10 protein-coding genes and 1 pseudogene are annotated in these 17,282 nt (G+C 69.4%); 9 read left to right on the top strand and 2 right to left on the bottom strand.

Annotated elements, in window-relative coordinates; genetic code table 11:
- Positions 1 to 57: 57 nt before the first annotated feature.
- From ABD269_RS33420 to ABD269_RS33410, 3 genes and pseudogenes are all read left to right on the top strand, one after another.
- A complete protein-coding gene (locus tag ABD269_RS33420) occupies positions 58 to 2,340 on the top strand; it encodes a hypothetical protein (RefSeq protein ID WP_344124111.1) in 2,283 nt (760 codons plus the stop codon).
- Positions 2,340 to 3,086: a hypothetical protein gene (locus ABD269_RS33415; protein WP_344124108.1), complete on the top strand. Its 747-nt coding sequence runs from the start codon at positions 2,340 to 2,342 to the stop codon at positions 3,084 to 3,086. Before ABD269_RS33420 ends, ABD269_RS33415 begins: the two co-directional genes overlap by 1 nt.
- 405 nt (positions 3,087 to 3,491) lie before the next feature.
- Positions 3,492 to 4,564 (top strand): annotated as a pseudogene (locus ABD269_RS33410) (amino acid--tRNA ligase-related protein); the annotation flags it as partial.
- Between the two features lie 142 nt (positions 4,565 to 4,706).
- Here ABD269_RS33410 and ABD269_RS33405 read toward each other — a convergent pair.
- Both ABD269_RS33405 and ABD269_RS33400 read right to left on the bottom strand, forming a co-directional pair.
- The gene (locus tag ABD269_RS33405; RefSeq protein WP_344124106.1) at positions 4,707 to 5,321 is read right to left on the bottom strand and encodes a hypothetical protein; all 615 of its coding nucleotides are present in this window, start codon (positions 5,319 to 5,321) and stop codon (positions 4,707 to 4,709) included.
- A gap of 415 nt (positions 5,322 to 5,736) precedes the next feature.
- Positions 5,737 to 9,222 (bottom strand): ATP-binding protein, encoded by a 3,486-nt coding sequence (locus ABD269_RS33400; protein ID WP_344124104.1) that lies wholly within the window; start codon positions 9,220 to 9,222, stop codon positions 5,737 to 5,739.
- Positions 9,223 to 9,610: 388 nt separating this feature from the next.
- Between ABD269_RS33400 and ABD269_RS33395 the strand changes: the two genes are divergently transcribed.
- From ABD269_RS33395 to ABD269_RS33370, 6 genes are all read left to right on the top strand, one after another.
- Positions 9,611 to 11,725, top strand: coding sequence for an ATP-binding protein (locus ABD269_RS33395; RefSeq protein ID WP_344124102.1), 2,115 nt, complete (start codon positions 9,611 to 9,613; stop codon positions 11,723 to 11,725).
- A gap of 189 nt (positions 11,726 to 11,914) precedes the next feature.
- A complete protein-coding gene (locus ABD269_RS33390; RefSeq protein WP_344124100.1) occupies positions 11,915 to 13,312 on the top strand; it encodes an aminotransferase family protein in 1,398 nt (465 codons plus the stop codon).
- 63 nt (positions 13,313 to 13,375) lie between these two features.
- Positions 13,376 to 14,020 (top strand): nitroreductase family protein, encoded by a 645-nt coding sequence (locus tag ABD269_RS33385; RefSeq protein WP_344124098.1) that lies wholly within the window; start codon positions 13,376 to 13,378, stop codon positions 14,018 to 14,020.
- A gap of 52 nt (positions 14,021 to 14,072) precedes the next feature.
- Positions 14,073 to 15,077 carry an aldo/keto reductase gene (locus ABD269_RS33380; protein ID WP_344124096.1) on the top strand — a complete coding sequence of 335 codons (1,005 nt, stop codon included), beginning with the start codon at positions 14,073 to 14,075 and terminating at the stop codon, positions 15,075 to 15,077.
- A 33-nt stretch (positions 15,078 to 15,110) separates the two neighbouring features.
- Positions 15,111 to 16,250, top strand: coding sequence for an acyl-CoA dehydrogenase family protein (locus ABD269_RS33375; protein ID WP_344124094.1), 1,140 nt, complete (start codon positions 15,111 to 15,113; stop codon positions 16,248 to 16,250).
- A 16-nt stretch (positions 16,251 to 16,266) separates the two neighbouring features.
- Positions 16,267 to 17,226, top strand: a complete 960-nt coding sequence (locus ABD269_RS33370; protein ID WP_344124092.1) for a 3-oxoacyl-ACP synthase III family protein — start codon at positions 16,267 to 16,269, stop codon at positions 17,224 to 17,226.
- Positions 17,227 to 17,282 lie beyond the last annotated feature (56 nt).

Raw genomic sequence — 17,282 nt, 5'->3', positions numbered from 1 at the left:
TGCGATCAATCCCGCGAACAAGCAGCAACGGTAGTATCCACAGGGGGAAGCACGAGCATGGATCAGCCAGACGTGACCGGCATGGGGAACCCGGAGAACGGGCCGGGCGGGCACACCTCACCGGAGACAACAGGCAAGCCCGAAGCAGTCACCGACCCGCCTCCCACGCCGGCCCCGGAGCCGGGTGAGGGGACGACTGGACCGCTCCACCCCGCCAGCGCCGATAGGCCGGAACAGGATCCGTCGCAGCCGGCAGACGAGCTTGTCGGCGACGAGGAGCTGGAGGACTGGGAAGACGACGATGAAAGCGACGGCGCATCTCCTCGTACGATCCAGCGCGTAGGCACAAATAACGGCACCGTCATCGGTAACCTGCACCAGACGGTGAGCCGTCTCGTACAGGCCCGCACGCTGACGAGCGAGTGGATCGATGAATGCCTGGTTGGCTTTGTCGAGCCCAAGAACATCGGTGCGGCGCGGCAGAAGCTTGACGAGCATCGCATCGTCGTCCTGGTAGGAGACCGAGGGGTCGGCAGGTACACGACTGCGGTCCACCTGCTCCACGAACACCAAGAGCTACGGCCTCGTCAGGTTCGACGCGAACCGAATGACAGCTTCACCCTCGTCGAGCAACTGAAGGACCAGCGCGGCGCCTGGCTGCTGGACCTCCGAAGCGAAGAGCAAAAGGTCGGTGAAGACTTCGGCCAGAATCTGCTTGCTGATAAAGCAATCTTGGAAGAGAGCCAGTCGATCCTTGTCGTGGCCGTGCGGCCCAACTTGTGGGAGATAGCAGGCCGCGGCGCAGATGATCTAGCGGTCCATCTGGAACACCCGGAAGCAACTGCGATCGTCCGCGCTCGCCTGGAGCAACAACAACCCATTGTTCCGGCAGATGAATGGCTCACCGACGAAGAAATCGTCAAGAAGCTCGGCGGACGGAAGCCCGATGATGCGGTTCGCTGGGCGAACGCCATCCGGGCTGAACACTTCGCTCCCGTACTCGAAGAAGATCTCAAGGCGGTCGACGGAAAGCAGCTTTCCCGCACACAGATCAAGATAAACAACGTTCTTGAAGCCCTGGGCAGTTGGCGCACCCATTTGCGTACGTGGCATATAGAAAATCCGGACAGCGATCGACGGAATTTTCTCCTCGCCGCAGCCTTGCTGGAGGGCTCACCCGTCGGAGATATCTTCGAGGCAGCCGCCAACCTCTCGCACAAACTCAAAGACGTAACGAACCATCGCGGCGGGCAAAGCGGCCCGGGAATCATCGAATTGGCTTGGAGCATCGGCGCTAAGCTGACGCGTCAGGATACGCTTCGATTCCAGCGGCCGGACTACGCCGACGCCGTCTTGGAATACTTCTGGGTCGACCGTATGCCCCTCACCGGCATCGTCGTCCCCTGGATGGCCAACCTTCCGGTTACCTACCCAGAGCATGCGGAACGAATTACCAACCGCCTCGGCCAATATGTGCTGCGCTACAGCGCACACCACAAGTCCCTCAAGCTGCTTCAGGACGTGGCCACTCAATGGTCCAGCCATAACTCCCTGAAGGATCACGCTCGAGACCTGATTACTGCCGGCGCTCTCCACCCAGTGATCGGTCGAGCTATGCGCGACCGACTGAAGAAGTGGGCCCAGGACGAGAAGGGCAAGTTCACCGAGGACTTGAAGGTGGCTGTCGCTCGTGCATGCGGCGGACCACTTGCGGGCGAGTACCCAAAAATGATGCTCTACCGTCTGAGCTTCCTTGCTGCTGCCCCCTCCGACAGAATTGCCGAGGCAGTCGGTGATTCGATGCAGAAGCTATGGCATCAACCGAACGTACGGGGACAGGTACGCTCCAACCTGTCCACTTGGTGCGCCAGCGACGATCCGGCACTTCGGGAGGCCGGCCGCAGGTCGTTCATGGCCTTGGCCCAAGAACGCAACACATCAGGCATCCCGCTGCTGCTCTCGTCTGCTACCGGAGGAGAGATCCCACCCAGTGATCAAGCCCTCTTCATAGGCGGGTGGCGCTCTGGGCTCGATTCCCCGCCCTTGGATGAGACCTCTGCATCAGCCTTCAAGCTCTGGATGGACACCGCCCTCCAAATGCCGTCGCTAAGAGGGCCGGTCGTTGATATCTTCACGCGGGCCGTCCACGACCCAGCAGCCGACCGCGGACAGTACATCGCGGACAGGTTCCTCAGGCTCACACACTTCGCATACAACTGGGCCCCGGCTGCACTGCCCGATCCGCAAGACGGCCGTAGCGCACTCCGTGAATCACTCCTGGCTTCTGCACGGGAGGCCGATCCTGCACACCAGCTCCGCACACCCTATACCGAGAGCTGATGCGCAGATACCGCCACGAACCACGCACGGGTCGCGCTGGATTCTCCGTACAACTAGCCAGCGCGAACCCGGACTTCTTTTTCCATGCCGACCTAACCTTGGCCTGGGAGGAAATTTCACCGACTCCAACGCATCACGACCCACAGGCAGTGGCGTGCGACTACGTGAGAGGCGTGGCCGAATCCGTGGCCAACAAACGCCCGTTGAACCAAGCAGAAATAGTCGAGCATCGAGTCAATACCCTCCTCGGCGTCCCCCGCGACCTCAAAGACGAAACGGTTCGGATCGCATGGGGTCACGCGCAGATCATGGCGGATTCAGCGGACATAGCTGACGCAATCGCAGAGCGACGTCGCCAACGCGAGTCGCGGCTCAAGACCGAGGAGCAAGAGCGGGAGATCGCTCGCGTCGAAGCCTTCCGGTACCGCGTGCTCAGCGATCCCGGGATGGCACTCGCTCATTCGTTCATGAACAACCCCGGGAGTTTTGATGAGGGCGCAATCACCCGCATCGAAATCCTTGCCCGAAAGGCCGCCGTTTATGACCCGCAAAATGCTTGGGTAGCCATAGCCCACATACTCCAGGAGTTCATATCTGAACTATCCCCTGACGCTCGCACGGAGATGATCAGCGCACTCCCTTGGTGGTTTGCTCGATACAGAAAATCAGAGTTCACGCAGCGCCTACGCAAAGAGATGGAACTCCGCAACATCCCCCTCCATCTTGACGAGACGGAAGAGAGCTGAGAGGTACGGCGCTGCCTTACGTCACGGCTGCCAGTCATGCAGTTGCTGGAGCCCCTGACGCCCGGTTGCCCAATCGGTCACCACGCAGGTCAAGTCCGTTGCCGCCATGCATCGCCTGCTCCTATGCTCCTGGGCAACCCGTTGACGGAGACGAGTAGCCGCGGGATCACGCGAGCCGAGAGAGCTGCCGGTAGCTGGGAAGGCAGCCTCGTGCCCCGAGGTGAAGGCCCTCCCGAGCGCGGGGAGGAACGGCCGTCCGGCCCAATGCCCCGCCGGCTGGCCCCCGTGACCGGGCCGGAATGAGGCCGTCGCCATCGAGCGGCGGTGAGAGTGCGGTGGCACCGCGAGTTGCCCTTCTCGCCCGCACTCCCAAGGGATCATGACGAAGTCCTTTGGAGGACTGTGATGATCCACCACACCGGCCGCGTGCTCGTTGCTGACCTACGCGAACACCTCGGCCAGACCATCTCGATCTGCGGCTGGGTGAACACCCTCCGCCTCCAGCGCAAGATGCAGTTCGTCGTCCGCGACCACACCGGCATGACCCAGGTGACCAGCGCGACGACGGCGACCTGGAAGCCCAACTCGAACAGCTCACCCCCGAGTCCGCCGTCCGCATCACCGGCCGCGAGTACGCCTACGCCCAGGGGCGCACCGAGATGCACACCCCCAAGCTCATGGAGACTGCCTCGGAGCCGGGGGCGGAGGTGTTCAAGCTCGACTACTTCGGCCGCGACGCCTACCTGGCCCAGTCGCCGCAGTTCTACAAGCAAATGGCGATCGCCGCCGGCATCGACAAGGTTTTCGAGATCGGCCCGGTCTTCCGCGCCGAGCCGTCCTTCACCTCCTGGCACGCCACCGAGTTCACCGGCGTCGACGTGGAGCTCGCGTGGATCAACGACGTCGAGGACGTGATGGCCTTCGAGGGGCGGATGCTCGCCCACGCCATCACCCAGGTCGCCGAGAAGCACGGCGAGGCCAGCCTGGAGCACTTCGGGGTGGACGTGGTCGTACCCGAGGTGCCGCTCCCGCGGATCACCATGGCCGAGGCCCAGGAGATCCTCCGCGCCAAGGGCTGGGACCCGGAGGGGATGAAGGAAGACCTCGACCCCGAAGGTGAGCGGGGCATCACCACGGACATCAAGGAGCAGACGGGCCACGAGTTCGTGTTCGTCACCCACTACCCGGTGAACATCCGGCCCTTCTACCACATGCGCCCCACCGACCAGCCGGACGTCACGCTCTCCTTCGACCTGTTGTGGAAGGGGCTGGAGACCACCACTGGCGCCCAGCGCGAGCACCGCCATGATGTCCTGCTCAAGCAGGTCGCCGAGAAGGACATGAGCACCGAGCACATGCAGGACTACCTCAACGCCTTCCGCTGCCCGCCGCACGGTGGTCTGGGCATGGGGCTCGGCCGAGTCCTGATGGTGATGCTCGGCCTCGACTCCATCCGGGAAGCCACGTTGCTCTTCCGCATAGGCAGGATCCTGGCACGGGAGACCCGCGACCCGTCCACATCCCGCAGCGACACGTACCGCCCAGTAATCCGGCCTGACCATCATGACTAGGCCCCGGCGGATGAGGAGGCCAGCCTGCCAGGGCCCGGCCCATGCTCGATCAGATTGCGATGACGCCGCCACCGAAGTCGTAGACGACCGTCTGCCATTCCAGCACTGGACAAATGGCCACCAGCAGCGTGTCCAGACCACTCACCCCACCCGAAGCAACCCGGCCCAGGGCTTCCTCATGGACCGGGAAGTTGCCCTGAAGCGCATCGCAGTGCCAACAGCCGTTGGCCAGCTGCCGCTCGCGCATGGTCCTGCTGTACCGGCTCTTGACACCGGCGGCCAGGTCAGTGCGCCCCATGTGCTGCACCAAGAGCTGGCACAACGCCATCGTCTTCTCGTTGTCCGTGGTGTGCAGCCCCACGTAGCCGTGGGAGGGCCGGTCCGGGTACAGCCCTATCAGGCACAAGGTGTCCTTGCGGCACTTCCAGCACGCCCTGGTCATGCCAAGCACGCGCAGGTCGACGGTGGTCGCGCAGCCGGACGGCGGCACCGTTGGTAGCTCAAGGTTCTCCGGATCAAAGTCCTTGGATTCGGCGAGTTCGTCCAGGCTCTGGCAGGTCGCGCACCACACCTCCCAACCCTCGTCGCCCTTACGGAGGAACCCGCCATTTGGGAACACCAGAACGGAACACCTTGTGCAGCCACCTGCGAACCGGTTTTTCACGCGCTGCCCCCTCCTCGGCCCGGATCCGCATCAGGGCACCCTGTCCCCGCGTACGCTACCGGCTGCGTAAAGGGGCCAACTGCCCCGAGGTGAGACAAGGGGGCCCGAGGTGCTTGGCACCTCGGGCCCCCTTGTCGTCCGAGCCACACTAATCCGCAGGTTAAGGCGGCATGGGCCTCCTCCTCCCCATGGCCCCGCAGGTCACTTTGCGGTCACAGTGCAGGCGGGAACAGCCAGGGACCAGCGGGGATAGGTGGGTGTCTTTGCCCTGCTAGGTCCAGATATGCGCAGCTCGGAGAGGCGGGCCACCGCGGGGATGATCGCGGGTCCAGATGACCGTCGTGTGGACCCTGCGGCCCAATTCGTAGCATCCGATCCCGGAGCGGCGATCGTCCGGCCGCGGCCGGACGACCCGTCACCCGGCCGCCGCGGCCTCCGCGGCGCCGCGTCCCAGGAGGTCGTGGAGGAGCCGGGTGGCGGGCAGGGAGTCGTGCAGATAGACGTGTTCACGGTGCTGCTCCACAGTGGCGAGCAGGGTGCGGAAGGTCGTCCGCGCCTCCTCGGTCCGCCCGGTGTGGTGCTGGGCCTGGCCGAGCAGGCCCAGGTGGAGCGGGTGGCGTATGTGCGCTTTGCAGTCGCGTAATTCGGCCAGCGAGGCGTGCATCAGGGACAGGCCGTCGTCCGCACACCCCGAGTGGGCCAGGCCCCACCCTTCGAGCAGGCCGAGCATGGCCTTCCAGTAGAGCAGGCCGTGTTCGCCCGCCAGGCGGGCGCCCTCGGACCCGGAGGCACACGCCGTGGCCGCGTCGCCCTCCCAGGCGGCCACGACCGCGTCCACGTAGAGGGCGAAGCACCGGTCGGAGGGCCTGCTCTCGAACCCGGTCAGGCGCAGCAGTTCACGGCGGCGCGTCCCCGCGGTCCGCCGGTCGCCCACGAGCCAGTGGGTGAAGGCATTGTAGGAACGGCACGAGACGCGCGGGTCGTGCTGGAAGGTGCGGGCCAGCGAGTGGCCCTCCAGGGCGAAGCGGTCCGCCATCTCGACGCCGTGCTCCAGTTCCGCGAGTGCTTGCGGCAGTTGGCCGCGGACGTGCAGCACGATCCCCTCGCCGTAGGCCGCGCCGAGCAGCGCCACGGGGTCGCCGGTCCGTTGCGCGATGTCCCGCAGCAGGCCGGAGAAGCGGCGCGAGGAGTCGTAGCGGCCGGTGACCAGGAACGCCGCGCACAGGGCCCAGAGCACCGAAGGGTCCTCCGGGGCGTGGGTGGCCGCGCTGAGGGTCCGCCCGTGCGCGAGCTGCGACTCGGCCTCGGGGTGGCCGTAGCCACGGGTGGTGGCCAGCACCTGGCCGAGCTGGATGTGCAGCCGCTGCTCCAGCCGCACGACCGACGGATCGTCGGGGGGCAGCAGGCCGACCAGGTGCACCGCCCTGCGCAGCCAGGTCTCCACCTCCTCGTACGCCCAGTGCTGCTCGGCGTGTTCGGCCGCGCGCAGCAGCCGGGGGAGCGCCCGCGCGGCGGGAATCACGCACTTGGCGTGCCAGGTGTGGTGGGCGACCCGCTCGATCTCCTCGTCCCCCACCCCCCGGGGCCTGCGGGCGCACAGCGCCTCGGAGACGGCGGCGTGCATGCGGTGCCGCTCCTCGGGCGCGAGTTCGTCGATGAGCGTCTCCTGGACCAGGGCGTGGGCGAAGTGGAGCCGCCCGGGGTGGTGCGGGTCCTCGTCGAGCAGCCCGGCGCCGATGGCCGTCTCCAGCGCGACGGAGACGGGTTCGTCACCGGTCGCGGTGCGGCGCAGCAGGTCGACGTCGATCTCGGTGCCGATGACGGCGCACAGCCGCAGCACCCGGAGCACCGGCTCGGGCAGCGCGGCGAACCGCTGGTGCAGCACCTCGCGCACGCCGGTCGGGACGCGGGCCAGGAGCACGTCCACCGCGTCGGGGCGGTGCAGGCTGCGGGCGTCGCCGAAGAGGGAGAGCAACTGCATGACGAAGTACGGGTTGCCCTCGCTGCGCCGGTGCAGCACGTCGACCACTTCGAGGTTCACACCCGGCCCGGCCTGGGCCCCGACCAGGGTGGCGACCGCCTGCCGGGACAGTCCGCCGAGCCGCAGGGTCTCGGTCCTGGGGCCGCGCAGGACCTCGGAGAGCATCCGGCGCAGCGCGGGGTCGGACTCGACCTCGAACTCGCGGGCGGTCAGCACGATCCCGAGCGGGTGGCCCTGGCGGCGGGTGCTCAGGAGCCTGAGGAGTTCCAGCGAGGCGGCGTCGGCCCAGTGCAGGTCCTCCAGGAGCAGCACCAGCGGGCTCCGCCCGGCCAGGGCGAGCAGGACCTCGCAGACCGCGTCGTGCCTGAGGAACCGGGCCTGGCCCCAGTCGGAGTCGGGGCCGGGCCCCTCGGGCACGGCCGAGCGCTCGGGCAGCAGCGGGGCGAGCAGGGCGCCGAAGGGTTCCACCGCGTGGCGGAAGTCGTCCGGGCGGGTGGCGGAGAGCCGGCGCAGGATCTGGGTCCACAGCCAGTAGGGCGGGACGCCCTCGCCGGGGAAGCAGTGACCCCAGACCACCTCCAGGCCGGTGCCGTCCCGGCCCGTGTCGGCGGCCTCCAGCCGTGGGGCGAGTTCGAGGAGCAGCCGGGTCTTGCCGACGCCGGCCGGGCCGAGGACGCCGGCCACGTGTCCGTGACCGATGAGCGCGCTCGCCGCCGCGGTCGTCAGACGGTGCAGTTCCCGGCTGCGCCCGGCGAACGGCGAGGGAGCGGCCGCCCGCCCGGGGGCCGTACGCGCGGCCCCACCGGCCGATGTTGCCCCGGCATCCCCGGCGGTCCGCCCCGCTTCGCCCGGCCCTCGGATCCCGTCGGCCTCACGCGTCCCCGGGCCGTACTCCGCGCGCTCACCGGCCGCCCCGGCGGCATCGCCTCCGTCGCGCTCTCCCGCTTCCCCGGCCGACTCCGGCGCACCGTCCGCGAGTTCGCCGTGGCGCCCGGACTCCCAGGCCGGGGCGGTCGTGTGCGGCCACCGCGGCGGGTCGTCGTCGCGCCTCGCGGGCGCGGGCCGCGCCGTGGTGTCCGGGTGTCCGGCGGGTCCGCTCGCCTCTGGTTCCTGGCGCAGGATGGCGGTCCTGATCCGGCGGAGTTCGGCGGCGGTGTCCACGCCGAACCGCTCGACCAGGTGGCCGCGGGTCCGTTCGTACACCTCCAGCGCCTCGGCCTGCCTCCCGAGCCGGGACAGCGCGGTCATCAAGTGGCCGACAAGGCGCTCGCGCGCGGGATGGTGGCGAACCTCCGCTTCCAGTTCCGTGGCCACCTCCTGGGCCGCGCCGAGTGCCAGCCGGGCCTCCGCGCGTGACTCCAGCGCGGTGAGCCGGACCTGTTCCAGCCGTGCGCTCTCGTCGTACAGCGGCGGATGGTTGTCGAACTCCGCGTAGGGCGTGCCGTGCCACAGCGCCAGCGCCGCGGTGAGCCGGTCGTGCGCGGCGAGCGGGTCACCGCGCTCCAGCAGCCGCCGCCCGTCGGCCACCAGGCGCTCGAAGCGGCAGACGTCGACGCGTTCGGGATCGAGTTCCAGGACGTAGCCGGGCGCCCGGTGGCGCAGCACCGGGGGTTGGCCCGGAGCGGCCGCCGGGTGCAGGGCGCGCCGCAGCCGGGAGAGATGGCTCTGGAGGCTGACGACGGCCTGGCGCGGCGGCCGCTCGCCCCAGAGCTCCTCGACGAGCAGCTCCGTGGGCACGACGCGACCCAGGCGTGTCAACAACAGGGCGAGCAAGGCGCGTTGCCGTGGCGGGCCGAGCGGGAGCTCGCGCCCGTCGTGGTGCACCGACATGGGGCCCAGAACGCACAGCAGTGGTACGGCCCGGTCGGCGGTCTGTGACGCGGCCGTGGGGGACGGGCTCGGAGCCGGTGATACGGGCATGTCGGTCCCTATCGTTCTGGCACGTGCGACGGTGCTCGAAAGGCGGTCGGCGCCGCGCGGCGGACCGGGACGATCCGGATCGTTGCACAGCGTCTGTCGCATTCAAAGGCCCTGTTCAGCCGCCTGCAAGCGAACGTCAAGCAACCCACAAGGAATTTTCGGCAAGGGTGGCGGGAAACCGCCTTTCCGCCATTGGCGGGGAATCGTCCGTCAGCGCCGTACCAGCTCACGGCAAGGGCGGTGACGCACGATGTCCGGCATCGGGGGAGCGTCGCCGGACGGAGGGATTCGTGTGCGGGCTATGGCTCAAGAATTCGCCGCAAGGGCCCAGGGCCCGAACGGGGAAGGAGAAAGAATGAGAAGACCGGCCCGTTCCGGTCGACTCACCATGGAAAAACCGCATCGGATCCGCACTTCGGCCGCCGGCGCCGCCCCCGCCGCGATATCCGCCTTCGGCAGAATGACCGTGCGGCTGCCGCAGGGGGCGCTGGAGCTGGGGCCGCCGCGGCGGCGCGCCGTGCTCGCGCTGCTGCTCATCAACGCCGGCAAGGTCGTGTCGACCTCGTCGATGATCCGGAGCATCTGGGAGACCGAGCCGCCCGATCACGCCGTCGCCACCCTGCAGTCGTACGTCTCCCGGTTGCGCAGGCTGATCGCCGCCCAACCGCTCTACGGCGGGGCGGCGCTCCGGCTGGAATACCGCTCGCCGGGGTACGTGCTCGACGCGGCCCCGGACCACGTCGACGTCATGAGATTCGAGCGGACCGTGGGCCGCGGGCTCGCCGCCCAGCGCCGCGGCGAGCCGTCCGAGACCTTCGCGCTGCTGTCCGAGGCGCTGCGCCTGTGGGCCGCGCCGCCCTTCGAGGACCTCGCCGGCTACGAGTTCGCGGACCAGGAGGCGGTACGGCTGGACCACCTCCGGCTGACCGCGGTGGAGACGCGCGCCGAAGCGGCCCTCGCCCTGGGCCGCAGCGAGGAGGTCCTGCCGGAACTGGAGAGCGAGGCGACCCGCCATCCGATGCGCGAGCGGCTGGTGTCCCAGCTGATGCGCGCCCAGTACCGCGACGGCCGGCAGGCCGACGCGCTGCGCCAGTTCGAGCACACGCGGCAGTACCTCGCGGCCGAGCTCGGCGCGGACGTCGGCCCGGAGCTGCGGCGGGTCCACGAGGAGATCCTCCGTCACGACCCTTCGCTCGCCTCCACGTCCTTCCATGACGCGCCCGGGTCGCCGTTCACGGCAGCGCGCCCCGCTCCCACCGCGGAGCCGGCCGCCGCCGGGCCGTCCGGCACGCCGGAACAGCGGGCGAACGGCGACTGCGCGGCGTTCACCGGGCGGCGGAGCGAGCTGCGGCGATTACTGGCGGCCTTGGAGGCGGGCCACCGCGGCGAAGGGCGCACCGTGCTGGTCGTCGGGGAAGCCGGTGCGGGCAAGACCAGGCTCGTCCAGGAATTCGGGCGCCTGTGCCAGGAAGCCGGCACCGACGTCGTCACCGTCCACTGCCCGCCGTGCGACGACATGCCCCCCTACTGGCCGTGGACGCAGGGGCTGCGCCGGGCGGCGGCCCGTCGGCCGGACGCGGTCGAGGCCCTGCCGGAGAGCGCGCGGCGCGTGCTCGCCTGTCTCGTGCCCGAGCTGGACCGGGACCGGGGGGCGGACGACCGTCCGCTGCCGTCCGGGCCGGGCCGGTTCGAGTTCCACGACGCCGTGAGCCAGGCCCTGTTGGGGCTCTCCCGCCGCCCGCTGGTGCTGGTTCTGGAGGACTTCCAGTGGGCCGACGCGGCCTCGCTCTCCCTGCTGGCCTTCCTCACCCGCCAGTCGGCCGAATCGCGGTTCCTGCTCGTCGTCACGTCACGGACCTTCCGCATCGCCGACGACCCCGGCCTCCGGGCGGCGCGGGCGGCGGTGCTCCAGTCGCTCAACGCCGAGGAGATACAACTCGGCGCACTCGCCCCGCAGCACACCGGGCAGATCGTCACGGCCGCCCGCGGCCATGACGTCGGCCCGGAGCTGTGCGCCGCGCTCCACGAGCGCTCCGGAGGCAATCCGTACTTCCTGCTCGGCCTGGTGGAGGCGCTCCCGGACGGGGCGGCGGCCGAGGACGTGCGCGACCTGGTGCCGACGGTGACACAGGAGGTGATCATCGAGCGGCTGTCCGGGCTTCCGGCGGACATCCTCGCGGTGCTCAACGTATGCGCCGTGCTCGGCCCTGACCGGGTCCACGGCGCGGTGGAGGACGTGGGGTCCGGCGACTGGAAGTCGTCCGACGCCGCCCGCAGGGCCGTGCGCGGCGGCCTGTTGGCGGTGGACGAGAGTGCTCCGGAGCGCATCGACTTCGTGCATCCGCTGATCCGGGACGTCGTGCGCCAGGAGCTGGCTTCCGCGGAACCGAACCGGCGCACCGTCTGCTCGTTCGCGGCCGGCGCCTTGGATCCGGACAGGACGTGCGAGGCGACGCATCGGCGGGCGCACCACGGCGCCCTGCGGGCGGTGGCGTCGCCGTGAACGGCCGTCCCGCCTTGCGGGCCGCTTGACGTTCCACTCGTGTTCCGTGTCAGCGGAACACAACACCCGGCTGTAAAACTGCCTGCGATCCGGGAGCCGTTCGTCGCGACCGGGTGCACTCCCCCCGGTGGGGTCTTCCTCCCGCAGGTGTCAACGCGCCGAAGGACCATCCGCAAAGGAGCTTGCCTCATGCCCAATTCCCCGGCGGCATCGATTCCCGGTCCGGAGATCTCCGCTTCGGAGAAGTCGGAGAAGACCGCACAGTGGGTCCGGGCCGACCGTGACCGGCTGATGCATCCCAATCTGCCGGACAGCCGCACGGAACGCACCGTCATGGTCGAGGGCCGCGGGTGCCACGTCCGCGACAGTTCGGGGAGGAAATACCTGGACGCCGCGGCAGTGCTCGGGGTGATGCAGGTGGGGCACGGCCGAAGCGAGATCGTGGAGGCCGCCACCGCCCAGATGTCCTCCCTGGAGTGTTTCCACATCTGGGAGACCATGAGCAACGACAAGGCGATCGAGCTGGCCGTACGGGTGACCGGTCTCGCACCGCCCGGACTGGAGCGCGCGTACTTCACCAGTGGCGGGGCCGAAGGCAATGAGATCGCTCTGCGCATGGCGCGGTACTTCCACTACCGCAGGGAACAGCCCGAACGGACGTGGATCCTGTCGCGGAAGTCGGCCTACCACGGCATCGGCTACGGCAGCGGCAGCGTCTCGGGGCTGCCGGTGTACCACCAGGGCTTCGGTCCCGTCATGCCGGACGTGCACCACCTGACGGCTCCCGACCCGTATCACGCCGAGGCGTACGGCGGTGAGGACGTCACCGAATTCTGCCTGCGGGAACTGCGGGAGACCATCGAACGCATCGGGCCGGAGCGGATAGCCGCGATGATCGGCGAGCCGGTCATGAGCGTCGGCGGCGCGGTGATCCCGCCGCCCGACTACTGGCCGCGGGTCGCGGAGCTGCTGCGGTCCCACGGCATTCTGCTGATCTTCGACGAGGTGGTGACGGGCTACGGCCGGACCGGGCGCTGGTTCGCCGCCGAACACTTCGGGGTGACCCCGGACATCATGGTCACGGCGAAGGGCATCACCTCCGGCTACGTCCCGCACGGCGCGGTGCTCGTCAGCGACGAGGTGGCGGCCACGGTGACCGGCTCCACCGGCTTCCCCATCGGGTTCACCTACACCGGGCACCCCACCGCCTGCGCGGTCGCGCTCGCCAATCTGGACATCATCGAAGGGGAGAACCTGCTGGAGAACGCGGTGAAGACCGGCGGATACCTCGCCGACCGGCTGGCGCCGCTCCGCGACCTGCCCGCCGTGGGCGACGTCCGCCAGATCGGCCTGATGCTGGGCGTCGAGCTCGTCGCGGACAAGACGGCCCGGACACAACTGCCCACCGGGGCGGCCCCGGTGGTCCAGGCACTCCGGGAGGACGAGGGCATCATCGTGCGCGGCAACCCGCGGTCCCTTCTGATCAACCCCCCGCTGGTGCTGGACCGCGGCGCGGCGGACCAACTGGCCGACGGGCTGTTCTCGGTCCTCGAACGCGTCGGGACCGACGGCCGGGTCCGGCCCTGACGCCGCCCCCGGCAGCCGGCACGCCGTTCCCCGAGACACCCGAGAAGACCGAAGGACCGCCTCATGTCGCTTTTGGACCTCACCCCGGACGAACTGCTGACGACCACCCGCTCCGTGCGCAAGAGGCTCGACCTGACCCGCCCGGTGCCGCTGGAACTCGTCAAGGAATGCATCAGCGTCGCCTTGCAGGCCCCGTCCGGGAGCAACCGGCAGAGCTGGCACTGGATCGTCGTGACCGACGCGGAGCAGCGGGCCGCGATCGGCCGGTACTACCAGCGCGCCGTGCGGACGTATCTGGAGTCCGAGGGGTCGTGCGGCTCGCTGTACCCGGAGGACCCCGAACGCCATTCGGTGCAGCAGCGCGTGGGCAGCAGCGTCGCCTACCTGGGCGACCGGATGGGCGACGTGCCCGTGCTCGTCATCCCCTGCCTGGACGCGAGCGCGGCCCCGGAGTACAACGAGGCGGGCAAGTGGGCGTCGGTCATCCCGGCCGCCTGGAGCTACATGCTCGCCGCCCGGGCGCGCCGGCTGGGCACCGCCTGGACCACCCTGCACCTGATGTACGAGAAGGAGATCGCCGAACTGCTGGGCCTGCCCGAGGGCATCGTCCAGGCGGCGCTGATCCCGACGGCGTTCTCCCTCGGCACGGACTTCAGGCCCGCCGTGCGGCAGCCGCTCGAACAGGTCCTGCACATCGACTCGTGGTGAGACCCGGCTGTCCACGCGACGACGGCCGGCCGCCCGCATGAGGAGCAGACAGATGACGACCGACGACTCACCTCTGCCGACCCGCAGCCTCGGCGAACTGAAGGTACCCGCCCAGGGGTTGGGCTGCCTGAGCATGACCTCCTTCTACGCGCGGTCCGACCCCGCCGAGGCCCTCGCCACCGTGCATCAGGCGATCGACCGTGGTGTCACCCTGCTGGACACGGCGGACGTCCAGGGGCTCGGGGAGGGGGAGCGGATGCTCGGGAAGGCCGTCGCGGGCCGTCGCGACCGGGCGCTGATCTCCACGAAGGTCGGCCTGGAGCGCGACCACAGCGGGGAGTTCCTCGGGGTCCGCGGCGACCGGGCCTACATCCGGGAGCGCTGCCACGGTTCGCTGCGCCGCCTCGGCGTCGAACACCTCGACCTCTACGTCAAGCACTGGGCGGCCCCCGGTGAGCGGATCGAGGAGGCGGTCGGCGCCCTGGCGGAACTCGTCGCCGAGGGCAAGGTACGGCACCTGTGCCTGTCCGAGGTCTCCGCCGACACCATCCGCCGGGCCCACGCGGTGCATCCGATCACCGCCGTGCAGAGCGAGTGGTCCCTGTGGAGCCGGGGCATCGAGGAGCAGGTCGTGGCCACGTGCCGGGAACTGGGCATCGGCATCATCGCCTCGTGTCCCCTCGGGCGCGGCTTCCTGACCGACCGGATCCGCTCGACCGCCGACCTCGGCCCCGCGGAGGACTTCCGGCACGCGCTCCCGCGGTTCTCCGCGACCGGACTCCCGCGCAATCTCGCGGTCGTCGAGGCGCTGCGGCCGCCGGCCGCGAAGCGCGGCATCACCGTCGCGCAGCTCGCACTGGCCTGGCTGCACCACCAGGGCGACGACGTCGTGCCCATCCCCGGCACCGCCCGCCGCGACCACCTGGAGGAGAACCTCGCCGCCGCCTCCCTTCAGCTCTCGCCCGAGGAGCGGGCGGCGGTGGAGGCCGCGGTCCCGGCCGCGGCCGTGCACGGCGACCGGTACCCGCCCTTCCTGATGCAGCTCGTCGACAACTGAAGCCGCACCCCGCCCGCTCAAGGAGGTACGAGCATGAAATTCCTGCAACGTGACCGCGACGTCTGCGAAGAGCTCCTGCCGGGCCTCGCCGACCGCCTCGCCGAGGTGCCGTTCGACCGGCTGGAGTCCCCGGAGAGCTCCACCATCCCGCTGTTCCGGGACCACGGCGGCACCAACCTCCTGGTGCCCCGCGCCTTCGGCGGCATCGGCGCCTCCGCCCTCGAAGCCGTCAGGGTCATCCGCGCGCTGGCGTCGCTCGCACCCTCGATGGCGGTGGCGACCGCGATGCACCACTTCTCGGTCGGCATGCTCTACGCCGTCGGCCCGCTCTACGAGAGCACCACCGACATCCGCGCGTCCGTGCTCGACGTCCTCGCGAAGAACCGCTTGCTCATCGCCTCGGGCTTCGCGGAGGGACGCTCCGGCCGCGGCATCCTCAGCCCGACGGTCGAGGCACGGGAGGTGCCCGGCGGCTACCTCGTCACCGGCTCCAAGAAGCCCTGCAGCCTCTCGCGGTCGATGGACCTCCTCACCGCCAGCGTCGCGGTGCGCGGGGACGACGGCGCCACCGAGATGGGCCTGCTGGTGCTCCCCGCCGACCGCCCGGGCATCTCCGTCCACGACTTCTGGTCGACCTTCCCGCTGGTCGCCGCGGAGAGCGACGAGGTCAGGCTCGACGACGTCTTCGTCGGGGCGGAGCACATCCTGCGGACCCCGCCGAACGCGGCCGAGAAGCTGGACGAACTCAACGAAGCCGGCGTGATCTGGTTCCAGATGATCATCGCCGCCTCGTACACCGGCGTCGCCAGCGCACTGGTCGACCTGGTGCTGCGCAACGGGCGCGGGTCGGCGGCGGAGCGCGCGCAGCTCTGCCTCCTCATCGAGACGGCGGCGTTCCTCGTCGAGGGGGTCGCCCGCAGGATCATGGACGGCGACCTCGGCAACGACTGCGCGGCGGCGTCCCTGTTCACCCGGTTCTCCGTGCAGGACATCATCACCAGGACCGTCGGCCAGGCGGTGGAGATGCTGGGCGGCATGGCGTACATAGCCTCCCCCAAGATCGCCTACCTGGCGTCCGCCGCGCAGGCCATCGTCTTCCACCCCCCGTCCCGCACGAGCATGAGCGAGGCGGTCGACGACTACTTCGCCGGAAAGCCGCTGTTCTTCTCCTAGCGAGGTGGAGTGAATCATGGTGGGAATAGTCGATTTCGAGATCTCGCTGCCGTCGTCGCGGATCACCGTCCAGCAGATGGCCGCGAAGTCCGGCCTCCCGGAGGAGGAGGTGCGCGCGGTCACCGGCTGCGACAGCATCCCCGTGCTCGGAGCCGGCGAGCGGGAGTGGGAGCTCGCCCTGCGGGCCGCCCGGACGGTGCTGGAGCGGACCGGGGTCCCGCCGTCGGCCGTCCGGACCGTGATCTACGCCGGCTCGGGCGAGTGGGACACCCCCTTCTGGTCCCCGGCGGCCAAGGTGGCCCACGAACTCGGCATCGAGCGGGCGTTCTGCTTCGAGCTGGCCAACTACTGCAACGCCGTGACGGCAGCGGTGCAGATCGCGTGCGATACGACCGCGTCGAGGCCCGACGAGTACGCGCTCGTGCTGATCGGCGACCGGATAGCCTCGATGCTGGACTACGGCGAGCCCGGGGCCAAGGAGTTGTTCAACAACGGGGACGCGGGAGGCGCGCTCCTGCTGTCGGCGTCCGGCCGGGTGGCCGGGTTCCTGGGCGCGGAGATGCGCACCGACCCGAGCTGGTCCGACTACTACACGGGCGTCCGTGAGGGCGAGCGGGTGGTCGTGCGGCGCCACGGCAGCCGGGACGGCCTGGGCGACGCCTACATCGAGAACTTCGCCGGGCTCACCGCGGACCTGCTCGCCTCGATCGGCAGGGACATCGGCGATGTCGCCTACATGCTGGTCACCCACGGCAACCGGCGGATCCACGAACGGCTGCTGGAGGAGCTGGGCCTGCCCGACACCAGGAGCGTCTTCAACTACCACCGGTTGGGACACATGGGCAACGCGGACACCCTGATCGCGATGCAGGACCTGATCACCGCCAAGAGTCTGAAGCGCGGTGACCTCGTCCTGCACGCCACCAGCGCCCTGGGCTTCAGCTGGGGGGTCATGGCCATGGAATACACCTCCTAATGATGTTGTCAAGCCGCCGCTGTGACCGGGAGTTCATCTTGGAAGCGCTTTCCGTC

This window comes from Streptomyces blastmyceticus (assembly GCF_039521185.1).
Classification (GTDB): Bacteria; Actinomycetota; Actinomycetes; order Streptomycetales; family Streptomycetaceae; genus Streptomyces; species Streptomyces blastmyceticus.
The sequence above is the reverse complement of the archived record's forward strand: the minus strand, read 5'-3'. Positions and strand labels throughout refer to the sequence as shown.

Coding starts and splice junctions, on each gene's coding strand:
- ABD269_RS33420 (WP_344124111.1), top strand. CDS start 58: ATGGATCAGCCAGACGTGACCGGCATGGGGAACCCGGAGAACGGGCCG.
- ABD269_RS33415 (WP_344124108.1), top strand. CDS start 2,340: ATGCGCAGATACCGCCACGAACCACGCACGGGTCGCGCTGGATTCTCC.
- ABD269_RS33400 (WP_344124104.1), bottom strand. CDS start 9,222: ATGCCCGTATCACCGGCTCCGAGCCCGTCCCCCACGGCCGCGTCACAG.
- ABD269_RS33395 (WP_344124102.1), top strand. CDS start 9,611: ATGGAAAAACCGCATCGGATCCGCACTTCGGCCGCCGGCGCCGCCCCC.
- ABD269_RS33390 (WP_344124100.1), top strand. CDS start 11,915: ATGCCCAATTCCCCGGCGGCATCGATTCCCGGTCCGGAGATCTCCGCT.
- ABD269_RS33385 (WP_344124098.1), top strand. CDS start 13,376: ATGTCGCTTTTGGACCTCACCCCGGACGAACTGCTGACGACCACCCGC.
- ABD269_RS33380 (WP_344124096.1), top strand. CDS start 14,073: ATGACGACCGACGACTCACCTCTGCCGACCCGCAGCCTCGGCGAACTG.
- ABD269_RS33375 (WP_344124094.1), top strand. CDS start 15,111: ATGAAATTCCTGCAACGTGACCGCGACGTCTGCGAAGAGCTCCTGCCG.
- ABD269_RS33370 (WP_344124092.1), top strand. CDS start 16,267: ATGGTGGGAATAGTCGATTTCGAGATCTCGCTGCCGTCGTCGCGGATC.